Source organism: Streptomyces anulatus (assembly GCF_000721175.1).
Lineage (GTDB): Bacteria > Actinomycetota > Actinomycetes > Streptomycetales > Streptomycetaceae > Streptomyces > Streptomyces anulatus_C.
In genome coordinates this window covers 78,678-96,278 of sequence record NZ_JOEZ01000013.1, presented here as the reverse complement: position 1 = coordinate 96,278, position 17,601 = coordinate 78,678, and the positions used below count along the sequence as shown (strand labels likewise).

Sequence of the window (17,601 nt, the reverse complement as noted above, 5' to 3'; positions counted from 1 at the left end):
TCGATTGCACCTTTTGTCGTATAGATACTTCCCGTGATCCTGGAAGGACTCATGGTGACTGTCCCCTTCAACCAGGAGAGAACCGCTCATGATCCTTTCCATCTCGGGCGTGGTACTGCTCGCCATCATCGTCTTCCTGTTCTTCAAGAAGGACGGGCTCAAGGCCTCCCACGCCATCGTCTGTGCCCTGTTCGGCTTCTACCTGGCCGGCACCGCCATCGCACCGAGCATCACGGCGGGCGGGGCGAGCCTCGCCGGCCTGCTGGGCGGGATCAAGTTCTGACGCTCCGCAACCGCTCCCACCCTTCCAGGAGACCGATGTGGCCCGGCGACCACTCCCCCGCATTCTGAGCAGCGGCAGCGCTTCTATCACTCGCAGCAGAGAGATCGCGCGCACGGCCGCCGACAGTGCCACCGATGTCCTCCATCCGCTGATCACGGTGGTCCGCGGACTGCGGCTGCTGGCCGTGTCCGGCCGGCGGAAGTGGGTCGCGACCCCCAAGGAACGGCGAGGTCCCAAGCTGTTCCTCGGCGCGGCCTGCGTGCTGGTGGTGGCACTCGTCCCCTACGGGCCGATCCTGGCCCTCATCACGGTGATGGGCGCCGCCGCGTGGAAGGGGCGGGAGCGGACCCCGGTGCGGACCGGGCCCGACGACGCGGAGACCGCACGCCTGCGGTCGCTGTACGAAGCGCTCGTGCCGTACTTCTCGACGGCCGACGACCCCGATCCGCTGTTCGCGCACGGCGGTGACTGGACGAAGGCCTTCGACGGGTACGTCTTCGACGACGACGGACGGCTCACCCGCCTCCAGATCTCCTACCCCGCGTACTTCACGGACGGCGAGGCCGCCGCCCGCTCCCGGATCGAGCAGCTGCTCCACACCAAGTCGGGCCGGGGCCGCGAGTACCACTTCGGCTGGGACGAGGAGGCCAACCGCCTCGTCATGACCGTGCTGGACGCGCTCCCCACGACGATCGCCGCACAGCGCTTCGTCACCGCCCCCGGCGAGAGCGTCCTCGGCTTCACCGACCCGGACGCCGTCTCGCGCACCGTCCCCGTGCGCGACGGCGACACGACGGTGGACGCCTCGCCCGTGGTCTGGCGGACCGGCGGCCGCTCCACCGAACCGCACCTGCTGGCCGTCGGACACCCCGGTGGCGGCACCACGACGCTGGTCCGCTCGATCGCCCTCCAGGCTCTCCAGAACGGCGACGTCATCGTCGTCGACGGCAGCGGGACCGGTGAGTACGCCGCCCTCTCCGGGCGTCCCGGCGTCCTCGCCGTGGAGTCCGGGCTCGGCGGGGCGCTGGCCACGCTGGAGTGGGCCGCGCACGAGACGGAGCGGCGCCTGATCACCGCCAACCTGGCCCGCCAGACCGGCCGCCCGGCGCCGGACGACATCCGGCGTCCGCTGTGGATCCTGCTGGACCGCCCCGGTGTGCTGGGCCATCTCGCGGCGGCCGACGGCAGGCCCGACCCGCAGGACCTGCTCCGGATCCCGCTGCGGCACGGCCGGGCGGCCCAGGTCACGGTCGTGCTGGCCGAGCAGTTCGACGCGCTGGACACGCTCACCGAGACCGTGCGGACCCACACCCGCGCCCGCGCCGTCCTCGGACCGGCCTCGCGCGAACAGGTCGAAGCCGTACTCGGCGCCGAACCGCACACCACGCCACCGCCCGAGGTGCCCCCGGGCCGTGGCTACGTCCGCCTCGGCGCGGGCCCGGTCCTGCGGCTCCAGGTGCCCGCCACCCCGGACCCGTACGACGACGCCACGAGCGACGCGCACCGGCGGGCGGTGCTCGACCTGCTGCCCGACCGGGGCGCCCCGATGGCGGCGACGCCCCCGCGGGAGCCCGCCGACGAGGGCCCGGCGACGGAGCAGGTCCCCGTGGCGGTGGAAGCCGCGACCCGACCGGTCGAGGCGGTTCCGGTGGAGACGATGGCCGCCGAGGCCAGGCCGTCCGAGCCGCTCGCGAAGGCGCAGCCGGCGGGCGCCGAGAGCTGAGCCCGGCACGCTGACGCGGCACTGCGGGCGGGGAGCGGACCGTCAACGGTCCGCTCCCCGCCCGCGGTAGTTCCGGCGAAGGAGCTGCTCAGGCCACGAAGCTGCGCGGGGTGTCGGCCCCCACACCCGCCCCGGAGCGCACCAGGTCCACCGCGGCGGCCAGGCGTACGGCCGCCTCGTCGGCGACCGGCCCGCTCACCGTGAACGGCAGCCGTACGTATCCCTCGAAGGCCCCGTCGACCCCGAACCGAGGGCCCGACGGCACCCGGACCCCGACGCGTTCGCCCGCCACGGCCAGCCGCGATCCGGAGAGGCCGCCGGTGCGCACCCACAGCGTCAGACCGCCGCGCGGCACGGCGAACTCCCAGTCCGGCAGCTCCCGGCGCACCGCCGCGACCAGGGCGTCCCGGTTCTCGCGAGCCTGGCTCCGCCGGACCTCGACGGCCTGTTCCCAGCCGCCGGTGCCCAGGAGCCAGTTGATGGCGAGCTGCTCCAGGACGGGGGTGCCCATGTCGGCGTAGGCGCGGGCCGCGACCAGGCTGCGGATGACGTCGGGGGCCGCGCGGACCCAGCCGATGCGCATCCCGGCCCAGAAGGCCTTGCTGGCCGAGCCTACGGTCAGGACCGTGCTGCCGGCCGGGTCGAAGGCGCAGACCCGGCGCGGCATGTCGATGTCGGCGTCCAGGCGGAGTTCGTTCATCGTCTCGTCGACGACCAGGACCGTTCCGGCGGAGCGGGCCGCCTCCACCAGGTCCCGGCGCTGCTGCTCGTCGGCGAGCGCGCCGGTGGGGTTGTGGAAGTCGGCCACCACATAGGCGAGCCGGGGTGCGGCGTCCCGCAGCACCTGCCGCCAGCGGTTCATGTCCCAGCCGCCGATCCCCTCCTCCATCGCGACGGGGACGAGACGGGCGCCCGTCTCGCGCATCAGCTGGAGGATGTTGGCGTAACTGGGGGACTCGACCGCGATGCGTTCGCCGCGGCCCGCGAAGAGGTGGCAGATCGCGTCGATGGCGCCCATCGCGCCGGTGGTGACCATGATCTGCTCGGGCATGGTCGGGATGCCGAGCGCGGTGTACCGGTCGGCGAGCATCTGGCGCAGGGCGGGCAGCCCGGCCGGGTAGTCGCCGTGCGTGTGGGCGTACGGCGGCAGCTCCTCGAGCGCCCCCTGGACGGCGCGGGTCAGCCAGGGCTCGGGCGCTGGCAGGGCGGCGCAGCCCAGGTCGATCATCGAGCCGAGCGACTCCGGCGGCAGCGGTTCCAGGCCGCGGGCGGGCAGCGGATTGCCGGCCGGGACGGCGGTCCAGCTTCCCGCGCCGCGCCGCGACTCCAGGAAGCCTTCGGCGCGCAGCGCCTCGTAGGCGGCCGCGACGGTCGTCCGACTGACGGAAAGGGCGAGGGCCAGTTCGCGTTCGGCGGGGAGCCGGGCGGCGACCGGAACCCGGCCCTCCAGGACGAGCAGCCGTACGCCGTCGGCGAGCGCGCGGTAGGCGGGCGGCTTGCGGCAGCCCGGTCCGGTGGGCCGGGCCTGTTGCGACCGGAGCTGCCGGGCGAGCTGGGCCGCCCCCACTGTCGATGTCCACTGTGTCACCGAGATCAGTCCACCTTCCTCGAATTGGCCATAGTTGATGACCGATCCCCTGCCACAGAGTGGCACGAAGCAGTCCACTACCACTACATCAGGGGGCATGACGTGGCCAGGACCACCGGCCGGAGCACCACCCATCTCACCCGGCGGCTGGTCCAGCTGTACGTCGGCCTGACGCTGTACGGGGCGAGCTCCGCGCTCCTGGTGCGGGCGGAGCTCGGCCTCGAGCCGTGGGGCGTGCTGCACCAGGGCCTCGCGGAGCTGACCGGGATCTCGATCGGCGTCGTGTCGATCATCATCGGCGCGGTGGTGCTGCTGCTGTGGATCCCGCTGCGCCAGCGGCCGGGGCTCGGCACGGTCTCGAACGTCTTCGTGGTCGGGCTGGCGATGGACGGGACGCTCGCCGTGGTCGGCGACCTGGAGGGCCTCGGGCTCCGCATCCCGGTGATGGTCCTGGGCATCGTGCTCAACGGGGTGGCGACCGGGCTGTACATCGCGGCCCGGTTCGGCCCCGGCCCGCGCGACGGGCTGATGACCGGGCTGAACCACATCACCGGCCGCTCGATCCGGCTGGTCCGCACCGCGATCGAGGTGGCCGTCGTGGCGACGGGCTTCGTGCTGGGCGGCTCGCTGGGGGCCGGAACGGTGCTGTACGCCCTCGCCATCGGCCCGCTGGCACAGCTCTTCCTGCGGATGTTCGCGCTGCCCGTGCCCGCCGGCGCCGAGGCCACCACGGCTTCCGAGGAACCGTCCACCACCGCGCCGCCCGCCCGTTCCGGCCCCGTCGCCGCCCCGGCATCCGGGCAGGCCATACTGCCGCAGTGAACCCGAGCCACCCCTATCTGGACCACCCCGCCCCGATCGCCTTCGCCCATCGTGGCGGGGCGGCGGACGGCGTGGAGAACACCGCGACCGCCTTCCGCCGGGCGTCCGAGGCGGGCTACCGCTACTTCGAGACCGATGTGCACACCACGGCGGACGGCCGGCTGGTCGCCTTCCACGACGCGACGCTGGACCGGGTCACCGACGCCCGGGGCCGGATCTCCGAACTGCCCTGGCGCGAGGTACGCCGGGCCCGGGTCGGGGGCAGCGAACCGCTCCCGCTTCTCGAGGAGCTGCTGGAGGAGTTCCCGGAGGCCCGCTGGAACGTGGATCTCAAGGCCGAATCCGCGCTGGAGCCACTGCTCGGCCTGATCCGCCGCACCGACGCCTGGGACCGGGTCTGCGTCGGCTCGTTCTCGGAGGCCCGGGTGGCGCGCGCCCACCGCCTGGCGGGACCCCGGCTGGCCACGTCGTACGGGGTGCGCGGCGTCCTGGGACTGCGCCTGCGTTCGTACGGGATCTCGGCGGCGCTGCGCGCGGGCGCTGTCTGCGCCCAGGTGCCCGAGCGGCAGGGCGGCATCCCGGTGGTGGACGCCCGCTTCGTCAGCACGGCGCACGCGCTGGGGCTCCAGGTGCACGTCTGGACGGTGAACGAACCGGAGCGGATGGCGGCGCTCCTCGACCTCGGCGTGGATGGCATCATGACCGATCACATCGAGACGCTGCGAACGGTGCTGAGCGAGCGGGGGGCATGGTCCTGACGCCCGGTCCGTCCGCGTCCACAGGGGACGACCGAGGGGGCGCGGGATGAGCACCGGGATCACAGGGAAGGCCGATCCGTCCGGGCAGCCGCCGGGCGACGGGACGACGGCCGCCCGCAGACGGGAGCAGCACGGCTGGTATTTCTACGACTTCGCCTGCTCCGTCTACTCCACCAGCGTGCTGACCGTCTTCCTCGGTCCGTATCTGACGTCGATCGCCAAGGCGGCGGCCGGTCCCGACGGGTTCGTGCACCCGCTGGGCATACCCGTGCGCGCGGGCTCGCTGTTCGCGTACTCCGTCTCGGCCTCCATCGTGGTGGCCGTGATCCTGATGCCGATCGTGGGCGCGGCGGCGGACCGTACGGGGCGCAAGAAGCCGCTGCTGGCGGCGGCCGCCTACACGGGGGCCGCGGCGACGGCCGGGATGTTCTTCCTGGACGGCCACCGTTATCTGCTGGGGGCGTTCCTGCTGATCGTGGCCAACGCCTCGATCTCCGTGTCGATGGTCCTGTACAACGCCTACCTGCCGCAGATCGCCGGGCCGGAGGAGCGCGACGCGGTCTCCTCGCGCGGCTGGGCCTTCGGCTACACCTCGGGCGCCCTCGTCCTGGTCCTCAACCTGATCCTGTACACCGGCCACGAGTCCTTCGGGCTCGCGGAGTCCGACGCGGTACGGATCTGTCTCGCATCGGCCGGTGTGTGGTGGGGCGCGTTCACCCTCGTACCGCTGCGCCGGCTGCGCGACCGCCGGGTTCCGCCGGGCGGTGAGGGGGCGGTCGGATCCGGGTGGAAGCAACTGCGGGCGACCCTGCGCGACATGCGGCGCCACCCGCTGACGCTCTCCTTCCTGCTCGCCTACCTCGTCTACAACGACGGGATCCAGACGGTGATCTCGCAGGCCTCGCTGTACGGCTCCGAGGAGCTGGGCCTGGATCAGACGACGCTGATCATCGCCGTGCTGCTGGTGCAGATCCTGGCGGTGGCGGGGGCGCTCGGCATGGGGCGGCTCGCCCGGACGCACGGCGCCAAGCGCACCATTCTGGGGTCGCTGGTCATCTGGACCCTGATCCTGGTCTCCGCCTACCTGCTGCCCGCCGACGCGCCGGTGTTCTTCTTCGTTCTGGCGGCGGCGATCGGCCTGGTGCTGGGCGGCAGCCAGGCCCTGTCGCGGTCGCTGTTCTCGCATCTGGTGCCGCGTGGGAAGGAGGCGGAGTACTTCTCCGCGTACGAGATGAGCGACCGCGGACTGAGCTGGCTGGGGCCCCTGGTGTTCGGTCTGGCGTACCAGCTGACCGGCAGCTACCGGGAGGCGATCATCTCGCTGATCGTGTTCTTCGTCCTCGGCGCCGTACTGCTCGCGCGGGTCCCGGTGAGGCGGGCGATCCAGGCCGCGGGCAACCCGGTACCGGAAAGGATTTAGACGTTGAAGTCAAAGGGCGGTAGTATACGTCTTTGGCCTGCCCGGAGGACCGCTACTGCGAGTGGAAGCGGTTCAACCGATGGGTGACAACACCCAACAGAGGTGACAAACCGGGCATGGGCGGGTATTCAACCCAGACAAAGCAGCGGCACGACGGGCGACGCATGACCGGCAACGGGAATCTTTACCGCCGACCGGACGTTGACCGGATGACGACGACAGCGACATTTTGTCCTGTGGGCGACAAGCCCGGGAGGCACGATTCATGAGTGAGCGAGCTCTCCGCGGCACGCGACTTGTGGTTACCAGCTACGAGACGGACCGCGGCATCGATCTGGCCCCGCGCCAGGCGGTGGAGTACGCATGCCAGAACGGACATCGATTCGAGATGCCGTTCTCGGTAGAGGCGGAAATTCCGCCGGAGTGGGAGTGCAAGGCGTGCGGCGCCCAGGCACTCCTGGTGGACGGGGATGGCCCCGAAGAGAAGAAGGGCAAGCCTGCGCGTACGCACTGGGACATGCTCATGGAGCGGCGCACCCGCGAGGAGCTGGAGGAGGTGCTGGCCGAGAGGCTGGCGGTTCTGCGCTCCGGAGCCATGAACATCGCCGTGCACCCGCGGGACAGCAGGAAGTCTGCCTGACCGCGTACCACCGCACAGCAGCACAGAGCACCGCACGACAGCACAGTGCCAAGAGCCGCGGGCCGTGACACAGAACAGGTGTCACGGCCCGCGGCTCTCGTATGCCCTCCCCGGTCAGGACGTGAGGGGCGGGCGAGGGCCCCGGGGATCGTCGTCGGACCCGGAGGGCGCCTGGGAGCCGCCCTCGCGGATGACCTCGCCGGGGACGACCTTTCCGTCCGGCCGGTACATCCTGGCCTGCTGGAACGCGTCCGAGAGGCTGCCCGGTGACGCGGCCCGCATCCGGCGTTCCAGCGAGCGCTCCGCGTAACGGCTGATCACGGTGCGGACCGGCGGCACCAGCAGGATCAGCCCGGCCGCGTCCGAGATCAGGCCGGGGATCAGGAGCAGCAGCCCGCCCAGCATCAGCAGCCCGTTGCCCCGGGAGCCCTTGCCGCCCGCGGGGGCGCCCGGCGGGGTGGCGGGAGCGCCGGGCTGTCCAGGCATCTGCTGGAGGGTCTCGGTCAGGTTCTTGAAGGCGCGCCGGCCGGCGCTCTTGATGACCACGGCGCCGAGCGCGGCTCCGGCCACCAGGATCAGCAGGACGGCGAGGCCGCCCGCGGCCGAGGCGACCAGGGTCAGGAGCCAGATCTCCAGGACCAGCCAGGCGGCCAGGGCAAGCGGCAGGAATCTACGGGCGCGCGAGCGCCGGGGACGGGTCGGGGGCGGAGTGCCGGTCGTCATGTCCCCAGTGTGCCCGTACCGGCGTGCAAGCGGCGTAAGGGGGTGATCATGAAGCGGTCCGGTCAGCCCCGATCGCAGCGGCCGGGGCGGGGCCGTCAGAGGGTCTTGCGGCCCAGGACCTTGTTCGCGCGGGAGGTGATGCCCCAGCCGGTGACCCGCCACAGCGCCTCGACGAGGATGTCCCGGCTCATCTTCGAGTCGCCGATCTCCCGGTCGACGAAGGTGATGGGGACCTCGACCACGTGATAGCCCGCCTCGACCGCGCGGCGGGCGAGATCCACCTGGAAGCAGTAGCCCTGTGAGGCGACCTCCCCCAGTCCGAGGCCGCCCAGCGTCTGGGTGCGGAAGGCGCGGTAGCCGCCGGTGACGTCCCGGACGGAGAGCCCGAGGGCGAGCCGGGAGTAGAGGCTGCCGCCGCGCGAGATCACCTCACGGCTCTTGGGCCAGTTGACCACCCGGCCGCCCGGCACCCAGCGTGATCCGAGGACCAGGTCGGCACCCTTGAGCGCGGTGAGCAGCCGGGGAAGCTCCTCGGGCTGGTGGGAGCCGTCGGCGTCCATCTCGACGAGCACGCCGTAGCCGTGCTCGGAGCCCCAGGCGAAGCCCGCGAGGTAGGCGGCGCCGAGACCTTCCTTGCCCTTACGGTGCAGGACGTGCACCCGGTCGTCGGCCGCTGCGATCTCGTCGGCCGCCTTGCCGGTGCCGTCGGGGCTGTTGTCGTCGGCCACCAGGATGTCGGCATCCGGGACGGCGGTGCGCACCCGGTCGACGATCGGCCCGATGTTCTCGACCTCGTTGTAGGTCGGAATGATCACCAGGACCTTGCCGAGCGGGCCGAACCGCCTCTGACCGCCGTCGTTCACTACTGCCCCTTAGAGTCCGTACACAGGGGGACACCATATCCAGCACACCGGCCGACAGAACGCGCCCCCACGGCGGAACTGCGGATCGGGGCCCGGCGCCCTTCGGGCCGACCTGGGACCCGCTGGCTGCGGGTCGACCGAAAGCCGTTGTCTACTGAACGTCCGGGCCCCACCCGGGTCCCACCCTCCGGCCGGCCGCAACCTTCCCTCGCCCCCGAGGCGCGGGCGCTGAACCTGGCTGTCAGCGGTGGTGGCCGGTGCGGCACACCACCTCATGACCCAGCGGCGTTCGACGACTGCGTGGAGGTTTGACCGGTCGGACGTCCTGTGGTGGACCCGGCCGAACCTACCGGCCCGTGGGCGCGTTCTGTCAACAGCCGTGCGACCTGCGACTTCTTCCGAAATCGCCTGGTCAGTGCCGAGGGGACCCAGGTCGCGGACCAGCCGTCGGGCCATCGATCGGCGGTACGAAATGTCCCGACGTCACTCCTTCGGTCGCACGTAGACAGTTTGTCCGAAGACCACGGTCCGCAGGCAGACGGGAAGGTCGGCCCCGGGCGTCAGATCCGGCAGGCCCGGCGTCCCGGACCGGGGGTCGGTGGACCATCGGGCCACCCGGTCGTCGGGGGCCTGGACCAGGAGTTCGGCGGTGCGCCAGACGGCGTAGTCGGCCGGGGCGCCGGGCACCAGGAGGCCCGCGTCGTCGCGGCCGACGGCCCGCCAGCCGCCCCGGGTGTGGGCGGTGAACCCGGCGCGGACAGAGATGCGGTGCTCCGGGGTGCGGTGGTGGGCGGCGGCCCGCACGGCGCCCCAGGGGTCGAGCGGGGTGACCGGGCTGTCGGAGCCGAAGGCGAGGGGCACTCCGGCGCGCAGCAGCGCAGCGTACGGGTTGAGGCCGGCGGCCCGCTCAGCGCCGAGGCGCTCGGTGTACATGCCCTCCGGCCCGCCCCAGGCGGCGTCGAAGGCGGGCTGGACGGAGGCGGTGAGGCCCAGTTCGGCGAAGGCGGCGATGGTCTCGGGGGTGAGCATCTCGGCGTGTTCGACGCGGTGGCGGGCGGCCCGGATCCGGTCGAGGCCGAGCGTCCCGGCGGCGGCCCTGATCCCGTCCACCACGGCGGTGACCGCGGCGTCACCGATGGCGTGGAAGCCCGCCTGGAGGCCCGCCTCGGTGCAGGCGGTGACATGGGCGGCGATCCGGGCGGCGTCCAGGTGGGCGGTGCCGGTGTGCGGGGCGTCCGCGTAGGGCTGGTGCAGGCAGGCGGTGTGCGAGCCGAGGGAGCCGTCGACGAACAGGTCGCCGGCGGCGCCGATCGCGCCGAGTTCACGGACGCGCCGGGCGTCCTTCTCGTCCGCGATCTCCTCGGCCCAGAGGCCGAAGACGCGCGGCCCGGGCCGCTCGGCGGCGAGGGTGAGGAGGCCGGTGAAGTCCTCCTCGTCGGAGATCTCGGGCCCGCCGCACTCGTGCACGCTGCCGATGCCGAGGGAGGCGGCGTGGTCGAGGGCGGCGCGCTGGGCTGCGGCCCGCTGGGCGGACGACAGCGCGCCGTGGGCGGCGGCCCGTACCGCGTGGTGGGCGTCGCCGGTCAGCGGCGCGTCGGGGTGGTACCCGGTCATCCCGGTGACGCCGGGGACGAGGTCCAGCAGGGCCGTCGTGACGACCGCGGAGTGCACGTCGATCCGCGGCAGATACAGGGCCCGGCCGCCGGCCGCCTCGTCGAGCTCGGCGCGCGAGGGATGGCGCCGCTCGGGCCAGCGGGCGGCGTCCCAGCCGTGTCCGAGCAGGACGTCCCCGGCGGCGCGGCCGCGTCCGAACGCACGGACGAGGTCGAGGGCTTCGGCGAGCGTACGGGCGCCGGAGAGGTCGAGCCCCGTCAGGGCCAGGCCGGTGGCGGTGGTGTGCACATGGGCGTCGGTGAACGCCGGGGTGACCAGGGCGCCTTCGAGGTCGACCACCTCGTCCACGCCGCTCGCGAAGGCGTCGGCGGCCCCCTCGGACCCCACCCAGGCGACGTGCCCGCGTTCGACGACCATCGCGGTGGCGAACGGGTCGGCCGGGCTGTGGACGTCGCCGCCGCGCAACAGCACGGTGCGGTGTTCGGGGGCGCTCTGGGGGGCGGTGCTCTGGCTCATGGGACCAGTCTCGCGCCTGCCGGCCGCCGCCCGGTCCCCGGCCCCCTCCGCAGCGGGCGGGACATCCCCCGGGCCCGCCGCTCAGATACGCGGGGGCCGGGCCTCGTACGGGGTGGACAGGACGACGGTGGTCCGGGTGGACACGCCGGCGAGGGTACGGATCCGGGTGAGCAGGTGCTCCAGCTCCAGCGGGGTCGCCACGCGCACCTTGAGGATGTAGTTCTCGTCCCCGGCGACGCTGTGGCAGGCCTCCAGTTCGGGTACCCCGGCGAGCCGCTCGGCGATGTCGTCGGGTGCGCTCGGGTCGAACGGCTTCACCGAGATGAACGCGGTGAGGGGCAGCCCGACGGCCTCGGGGTCGACGACCGCGGCATAGCCGCGGATCACCCCGCGCTGCTCCAGTCGGCGGACGCGCTGATGAACCGCCGAGGTGGACAGGCCCGTGGACTTGCCCAGGTCGGTGTAGCTCATCCGCCCGTCCTTGACGAGCAACTCAACGATCTGACGGTCCAACTCCTCCATGCGGATCAACCTATGGCCCAGGGCGTCCCTCGGCACAGTCGCGCGGGTCACGGAACGGCACCTGCGGGCGGCATGTGACGAATGCCACAGGCTTGTGGGGCGGTAGCGGGCCGCCTCGTGGTTATCGGCCGTGCGCGACGGGAAGTGCTTGCTGTGGTCGAGGCCGTGGCGCCTTGCCGGCCCACCCGAGGGGGGAATTCCCATGCAGAGCCTGAAGCTCACCGGACGTACCGAACCGGAGCCTGTCGATCCGGACGACGACGGTACCGCCGACGCGTACGACATGTTCGAGATGGTCCGGGTGATCTGCCCGGACTGCGCCCAGCCCATCGCGCTGCTGGCCGACGAGGACGTCCTGCCGGAGCACGCCCGGTGCCCCACGCCGTGGAACCCCTTCGTCCTCACCGTCTGCGCCGGAACCGGCCGCGGCGTGAGCGACGCCCGGCCCGCGGACGAGACGCTGGAGCTCCAGGAGCAGGAGGCCGGGCTGCTGCTGACGCTCCCCCAGGGCCTCGACTGGCGGATGCAGCCGTTCTCGCACGCCTCAGGGCCCGGCTCCCGTCCGGTGCGCGTGCCGCGGATGCGGCGCGAGGCCGCCTGACCCGTACGCCGTACGCCCCGCCCGGCACCACGGCGGCCCGGCCGTCGTGGTGCCCGTGGTTTCGCCACCCCCCGCGCCGACGCGGGGTACCGGCCCCCACCGAACGAGCGCTCGAATCGGTGTGCCAGTGCCCCCGGCCGGTCCTGCCGCGTTGGCCCTGTATGACCCGCTGCACGCACCAGTCGGTTCGGGTCGCCGCCGGCTCGCCGCACCCGCCCCCGAAGAATCGGTTCCGCAGCCGGGTGCGCCCCTACAGCCACTGCCCCGTTCCGCGGGGGCGTCGCCCATGGGCTCCCCCGTGGGCCCGCCGATCTACAGCGCGCTGCTCGGACAGCGGGAGAGCGCCGGCCGCACGCTGCCGGACCGCCGCGACGCGGAGTGGAACCAGGCCGCGGCGCTGCCCTCCTGGTCCGAGGCGTTCGCTGCGGTTCAGCGCGTCTCGGGACCCGCGAGATGGCGCGCGATGACCATGCGCTGAATCTGATTGGTGCCTTCCACGATCTGGAGCACCTTCGCCTCGCGCATCAGCCGTTCGACCGGGAAGTCGAGCGTGTAGCCGTATCCGCCGAGCACCTGGACCGCGTCGGTGGTCACCCGCATGGCCGCGTCCGTACAGAACAGCTTCGCCATGGCGGCCTGCCGGGAGAAGGGCTCCCCCGCGTCGCGCAGCCGCGCCGCCTCCAGATACAGCGCCCGGCCGGCCTCGATCTGGGTGGCCATGTCGGCGAGCATGAACCGCAGTCCCTGGAAGTCCGCGATGGGGCGGCCGAACTGGCGCCGGTCGGTGGCGTACCGGACGGCTTCGTCCAGGGCCGCCTGTGCGACCCCGATGGCACAGGCGGCGATGCCGAGGCGCCCGGAGTCGAGTGCGGACAGGGCGATGGCGAAGCCCTGGCCCTCCTCGCCGATGCGCCGGTCGTCGCCGACCCGTACGCCGTCGAAGTGGAGCTGCGCCGTGGGCGAGCCCTTCATCCCCATCTTCTTCTCGGGGAGGGCGGCGTTCAGCCCTTCGGCGTCGCCGGGGACGAGGAAGGCCGTGATACCGCGGGGGCCCTCGACGCCGGTACGGGCGAGCACGGTGTAGAAGTCGGCGACGCCGCCGTGAGTGATCCACGCCTTGGTCCCGGTGATGACCCACTCGTCCCCGTCCCGTACGGCCTTGGTCCGCAGCGAGGCGGCGTCGGAGCCGGAGGCGGGCTCCGAGAGGCAGTAGGCGCCCAGCAGGCCGCCGGTGAGCATGTCCGGGAGGTGCGCGGCGCGCTGATCGTCGGTGCCGTAGCCGGCGAGGGCGTGGCAGGCGAGGGAGTGGACGCTGACGCCGAGTCCGACGGTGAGCCGGGCGGCGGCCAGTTCTTCCAGGACCTGGAGGTAGACCTCGTAGGGCTGGTCACCGCCGCCGTGGGCGGAGTCGTACGGGAGTCCCAGGAGTCCGGCCTCGGACAGGAGGGTGAAGACCTCGCGCGGAAAGACGCCCGTTTCCTCCTCCTCGGCCGCCCGGGGAGCGATCTCCTTCGACACGATGTCGCGGACGAGCGCGACGAGCTGCCGGGACTCCTCGGTGGGCAGACGGCGTTCCACCGGCTGCGGGGCACGGTCGGACATGACGGCGCTCTCCTCCCTGTCGGGCTTTGCGGCGGTCGCGCGCTCGGGGTCGGAGAGGCGCCGCCGGGTGATCTCCCGGAGTGCCCCGGGAAAAACAGACTGCCCCGCCGATCCTGCCCTCCCGGGTCACGGGTAGCGCGGTCATCGGCCGTGGCGGGTTGAGTATGCCCGATCGGATGCCTCCCGTCACGGGGCAACGGGCAGGTCGGACGGCCTGGAGGGCCGGCGGACGACCGCCGAATTGGTCCGAACCATTGACCCAACTGGTCTAGTCCTTCTACGGTTCCACTGAATGCCCTACCGCGTTCATGTCAAATCGGGCGCGGCTGCCCGGCGTTCGGCCCACACCCCCCACGCACCAGCCCTCCCCCACGAGGAGCCACGATGCTCAAGCTGCACCGTCCCCGTCCCCGCGCCCGGCTCCGGGCCCTCGCCGCGGCCGCCTGTACGGCGGCCCTCGGCGCCACCCTGCTCGGCGTCGCGGGGATGTCCCCGGCCGGCGCGGCCCCCGCCGCACAGCCGGCCGCGGCCCCCGCCGCCGCCGAGGCCGCCCCCACGGCGGCGGGCGACAAGGTGATCGGATACTTCACCAACTGGGGTACGTACGACCGCGATTACCACGTCAAGAACATCGAGACGTCGGGTTCCGCGGACAGGCTCACCCACATCAACTACGCCTTCGGCAACGTGACCGGCGGCAAGTGCACGGTCGGCGACTCCTATGCCGACCACGAGAAGGCCTACACCGCCGACCAGTCGGTCGACGGGGTCGCCGACACCTGGGACCAGGAACTGCGCGGCAGCTTCAACCAGTTGCGCAAGCTGAAGAAGCTCCACCCCGACCTCAAGATCCTCTGGTCCTTCGGCGGCTGGACCTGGTCCGGCGGCTTCGGCCAGGCGGCCCAGAACCCGGCCGAGTTCGCGAAGTCCTGCTACGACCTGGTGGAGGACCCCCGTTGGGCCGATGTCTTCGACGGCATCGACATCGACTGGGAGTACCCCAACGCCTGCGGTCTCACCTGTGACACCAGCGGTCGCGACGCGTACGGCAACCTGCTGGGCGAGCTGCGCAAGACCTTCGGCAACGACAACCTGATCACCTCGGCGATCACGGCGGACGGTTCCGACGGCGGCAAGATCGACGCGGTGGACTACGCGGGGGCTGCGAAGCACCTCGACTGGTACCTGCCGATGACGTACGACTTCTTCGGCTCCTGGGAGGCCAAGGGCCCGACGGCACCGCACTCCCCGCTGACCTCCTACCCGGGCATCCCGGCGGAGGGCTTCGACTCCGACGCCGCGATCTCCAAGCTGAAGTCCCTCGGCATCCCCTCGGAGAAGCTGCTGCTGGGCATCGGCTTCTACGGCCGCGGCTGGACCGGCGTCACCCGGTCCGAGCCGGGCGGCAGCGCGACCGGCGCGGCGGCGGGTACGTACGAAGCGGGCATCGAGGACTACCGGGTCCTCAAGAGCAGCTGCCCCGCCACGGGCAAGGTGGCCGGCACGGCGTACGCCCACTGCGGGAACAACTGGTGGAGCTACGACACCCCGGAGACCATCGGCACCAAGATGACCTACAAGAACGAGCAGGGTCTGGGAGGCACGTTCTTCTGGGAGCTGAGCGGTGACACCGGGAACGGCGAGCTGATCAAGGCGATCAACTAGCTCTCACGGGGCAGACGGACGGAACGGGCGGGGTGCCGGGCGGGCGCCCCGTCCTTTCGCGTGCCCGCGCCCCGCCTTTCACGCCCTGCCCCTGGAGATCACGTCAGGCCGTCACAGCAGGCCGAGCTGGGTGACGAGCATCGCGAACACCACCACGAACGCCCAGCCCGCGATGTGCTCCATCAGCTTCGAGCCGTCCTCGGGGCCGCCCGTGCGCGCGCGGCGGGCGTGGTGGGCGTTTCCTGCGGCGGTGGTCGCGGTCATGGCGTCTCGCTCTTCGTACGGCTGCGGCTGGGGTCCCCCGTGACCCGACCAGAGTGCCAGGGCCCCGTGCCGTACAGAACGAGATCCCGGTCACGGCCGGACGCGGCCCGAGCGTCCGTGGGCGCCCCGCTCCCCCCGCAACGGCACGGAAACCGTCGCCGGGGCGGACGGTGCGGATGAGGCGCGCTGTGGGCGACACCACACCGGGTCCGGGCCGGCTCCCGAATCAGGACACGGGATTGTTTCGGCCACCCGGCCGACTGCTGCCCCCTGGGAAGAGAACGCGGCACCGAGCCTGCCGCCGAGCCCGCAGAGGCGGCCGGCCATCTGGCTGCCCTGTGCCCATGCGTGCACCGGGCGGCCTCCCGAGGCGAGCGGCCAGGGGCCTGCTCCGCCGGCCCACCCGGGGCGACCGGCCGGCGCCGGTCGACAGGGCCCCGGAGCACGGGGCGTGACGGCGGCTGCCGCTGCCGCCACGCCCCGTGCGTCCCGGCCGTGGCCGCCCTGGGCTGGGCGCTGCCGGTCCTGGGGTGCCGCTGGCCGGGTTCCTCGTGGTCGACGCGGTGGTGGGAGCGGTACGCCGACGACGTGCCGCCGGCCGCCGGGTGAAGGGCGGGCCACCCGGCCCTGTCCTCACTTGCGGCCGACGCCGGCGTACATCGCGACGTCCGGCGCCGGCGTCCCGGCCCGCCATGCGGAGCACGACACCACCCCGGGCTCCAGCAGCTCCAGGCCCTCGAAGTAGCGCGCGACGGCGGCCGGGGTCCGCTGCGTGAGCTTCGGGGTGCCGTGCTCGTTCCAGAACTCCACCGCCTCGTCCACGTCCGGCATGTCGGGGTGGGTGACGGTGTGGGACAGGACGAGGTGGCTGCCGGGGGCGAGCGCGTCCATGAGCCGGCGGACGATCGCGTACGACTCCTCGTCGTCCTCGATGAAGATGACGACCCCGAGCAGCATCAGCGCCACCGGCTGGGAGAAGTCGAGCGTCTTCGCCGCCGCGGCCAGGATGCCGTCGACATCCCGCAGGTCGGCGTCCAGGTAGTCGGTGCGGCCCTCGGGCGTCCCGACCAGCAGTGCCTGGGCGTGCACCAGCACGAGCGGGCGTTGTCCACGTACACGACACGGGCGTCGGGGGCCACCCGCTGGGCGACCTCGTGGGTGTTGTCCGCGCTGGGCAGCCCCGTTCCGATGTCCAGGAACTGTGTGATGCCCTCCTGTTCGGCCAGGTGCCGCACCGCCCGTCCCAGGAACAAGCGGTCCGCCTTGGCGTATTCACCGATCCCGGGGTGCATGTCCCGGATCCGGTCCCCGGCCTCCCGATCGACCGGGTAGTTGTCCTTGCCGCCGGTCCAGTAGTTCCATATCCGGGCGGTGTGCGGCCGGGACGTGTCGATGCGCGATGCGATGTCGGTCACGCGTTCAACATAGCGCGCCCCGCCGCCAACTCTTTTACGCCTGTGGCACTTTGACCACCGGCTCAGACCAGTCCGAGCGACCGCAGGACCCGCTGCTGGGAGGGCGTCGGCCAGGTCGGCCAGTAGACGTAACACACCCCGCCCGTGCCGCTTCGGTCCGACCACGGGAACGTCCGCAGCCGCACCGCCACGCGCCGGCCGTCCCGGTGCCGCAGCGCCGCCGTCACGCTCCGGCCGCCGAGGACCGCGCGGACCGCCCCGCCGGTGTCCCGGTCCGTGCCGAGCAGCCGGGCCGCGGGGCGCCCGATCGCCGCCCGGGACGGATAGCCGAGCAGGCGCTCCGCACCCTCGCTCCACCCCGTCACCACGCCCCGGGCGTCGACGACGGCCGTGGCCGACATCGTCGGATCCGGGAGGTCGCCGGCGTCGCCGTCGAGCGGGATGGCGTCGCGCATGTCGATCATCGCCCGTTCTGTCCTCGGAGCCGGCCCGGCCGACGGGTGAAGCCGTCGGGGCCACGCGTCGGCCGACGTGACGATCCGGTCGCGCCGGTCCCCGAAGCCGGGTCTGTCGCCCCCTGCG

The 17,601-nt window shown here is 72.6% G+C and carries 17 protein-coding genes and 1 pseudogene; 9 read left to right on the top strand and 9 right to left on the bottom strand.

The window, feature by feature from the left end:
* The first annotated feature begins 88 nt into the window (after positions 1-88).
* Positions 89-283: a hypothetical protein gene (locus IG90_RS0116490; RefSeq protein ID WP_006123109.1), complete on the top strand. Its 195-nt coding sequence runs from the start codon at positions 89-91 to the stop codon at positions 281-283.
* A 37-nt stretch (positions 284-320) separates the two neighbouring features.
* Positions 321-2,006 carry a membrane protein gene (locus tag IG90_RS0116485; RefSeq protein ID WP_030584262.1) on the top strand — a complete coding sequence of 562 codons (1,686 nt, stop codon included), beginning with the start codon at positions 321-323 and terminating at the stop codon, positions 2,004-2,006.
* Positions 2,007-2,094: 88 nt separating this feature from the next.
* Here IG90_RS0116485 and IG90_RS0116480 read toward each other — a convergent pair whose 3' ends face one another.
* Positions 2,095-3,594 (bottom strand): SCO1417 family PLP biosynthesis transcription factor, encoded by a 1,500-nt coding sequence (locus IG90_RS0116480; protein WP_030584258.1) that lies wholly within the window; start codon positions 3,592-3,594, stop codon positions 2,095-2,097.
* Positions 3,595-3,696: 102 nt separating this feature from the next.
* Here IG90_RS0116480 and yczE point away from each other — a divergent pair, with 102 nt between their 5' ends.
* The 4 genes from yczE (at position 3,697) to IG90_RS0116460 (ending at position 7,234) form a co-directional block, all read left to right on the top strand.
* Entirely contained in the window at positions 3,697-4,416 is a 720-nt protein-coding gene (gene yczE / locus IG90_RS0116475) for a membrane protein YczE (protein WP_030584254.1), read from the top strand.
* Positions 4,413-5,174 (top strand): glycerophosphodiester phosphodiesterase family protein, encoded by a 762-nt coding sequence (locus IG90_RS0116470; RefSeq protein WP_030584251.1) that lies wholly within the window; start codon positions 4,413-4,415, stop codon positions 5,172-5,174. Before yczE ends, IG90_RS0116470 begins: the two co-directional genes overlap by 4 nt.
* A 46-nt stretch (positions 5,175-5,220) precedes the next feature.
* Complete coding sequence (locus IG90_RS0116465; RefSeq protein ID WP_030584248.1) at positions 5,221-6,594, top strand: MFS transporter; 1,374 nt, start codon at positions 5,221-5,223, stop codon at positions 6,592-6,594.
* Between the two features lie 265 nt (positions 6,595-6,859).
* Positions 6,860-7,234 (top strand): RNA polymerase-binding protein RbpA, encoded by a 375-nt coding sequence (locus tag IG90_RS0116460; RefSeq protein ID WP_003959706.1) that lies wholly within the window; start codon positions 6,860-6,862, stop codon positions 7,232-7,234.
* 114 nt (positions 7,235-7,348) lie between these two features.
* Here the strand turns inward: IG90_RS0116460 and fxsA are convergent, their stop codons facing one another.
* The 4 genes from fxsA to IG90_RS0116440 form a co-directional block, all read right to left on the bottom strand.
* Positions 7,349-7,957: an FxsA family membrane protein gene (gene fxsA / locus IG90_RS0116455; protein WP_030584245.1), complete on the bottom strand. Its 609-nt coding sequence runs from the start codon at positions 7,955-7,957 to the stop codon at positions 7,349-7,351.
* 95 nt (positions 7,958-8,052) lie between these two features.
* Positions 8,053-8,820 carry a polyprenol monophosphomannose synthase gene (locus tag IG90_RS0116450; RefSeq protein WP_030584242.1) on the bottom strand — a complete coding sequence of 256 codons (768 nt, stop codon included), beginning with the start codon at positions 8,818-8,820 and terminating at the stop codon, positions 8,053-8,055.
* Positions 8,821-9,303: 483 nt separating this feature from the next.
* On the bottom strand, positions 9,304-10,950 hold the full coding sequence (locus IG90_RS0116445; protein ID WP_030584240.1) for an amidohydrolase: 1,647 nt from the start codon (positions 10,948-10,950) through the stop codon (positions 9,304-9,306).
* Between the two features lie 81 nt (positions 10,951-11,031).
* The gene (locus IG90_RS0116440) at positions 11,032-11,472 is read right to left on the bottom strand and encodes an Lrp/AsnC family transcriptional regulator (RefSeq protein WP_030584237.1); all 441 of its coding nucleotides are present in this window, start codon (positions 11,470-11,472) and stop codon (positions 11,032-11,034) included.
* 202 nt (positions 11,473-11,674) lie between these two features.
* Between IG90_RS0116440 and IG90_RS0116435 the strand changes: the two genes are divergently transcribed.
* Together IG90_RS0116435 and IG90_RS44835 are read left to right on the top strand one after the other, a co-directional pair.
* Positions 11,675-12,073 carry a hypothetical protein gene (locus tag IG90_RS0116435; RefSeq protein ID WP_030584234.1) on the top strand — a complete coding sequence of 133 codons (399 nt, stop codon included), beginning with the start codon at positions 11,675-11,677 and terminating at the stop codon, positions 12,071-12,073.
* 286 nt (positions 12,074-12,359) lie between these two features.
* Complete coding sequence (locus IG90_RS44835; RefSeq protein ID WP_233435986.1) at positions 12,360-12,551, top strand: hypothetical protein; 192 nt, start codon at positions 12,360-12,362, stop codon at positions 12,549-12,551.
* On the opposite strand, the gene IG90_RS0116430 is transcribed toward IG90_RS44835, so the two are convergent.
* Positions 12,503-13,675, bottom strand: coding sequence for an acyl-CoA dehydrogenase family protein (locus IG90_RS0116430; RefSeq protein WP_030584231.1), 1,173 nt, complete (start codon positions 13,673-13,675; stop codon positions 12,503-12,505). The genes IG90_RS44835 and IG90_RS0116430 overlap by 49 nt on opposite strands.
* 384 nt (positions 13,676-14,059) lie before the next feature.
* On the opposite strand from IG90_RS0116430, the gene IG90_RS0116425 reads away from it, so the two are divergent.
* Positions 14,060-15,340 (top strand): glycoside hydrolase family 18 protein, encoded by a 1,281-nt coding sequence (locus tag IG90_RS0116425; protein ID WP_030584229.1) that lies wholly within the window; start codon positions 14,060-14,062, stop codon positions 15,338-15,340.
* 111 nt (positions 15,341-15,451) lie between these two features.
* Here the strand turns inward: IG90_RS0116425 and IG90_RS43535 are convergent, their stop codons facing one another.
* The 3 genes and pseudogenes from IG90_RS43535 to IG90_RS0116410 form a co-directional block, all read right to left on the bottom strand.
* Positions 15,452-15,604, bottom strand: coding sequence for an SCO1431 family membrane protein (locus tag IG90_RS43535; RefSeq protein WP_018960604.1), 153 nt, complete (start codon positions 15,602-15,604; stop codon positions 15,452-15,454).
* Between the two features lie 633 nt (positions 15,605-16,237).
* Positions 16,238-17,019 (bottom strand): annotated as a pseudogene (locus IG90_RS39480) (SAM-dependent methyltransferase).
* A 62-nt stretch (positions 17,020-17,081) separates the two neighbouring features.
* Positions 17,082-17,483 carry a PAS domain-containing protein gene (locus tag IG90_RS0116410; RefSeq protein ID WP_030584226.1) on the bottom strand — a complete coding sequence of 134 codons (402 nt, stop codon included), beginning with the start codon at positions 17,481-17,483 and terminating at the stop codon, positions 17,082-17,084.
* Positions 17,484-17,601 lie beyond the last annotated feature (118 nt).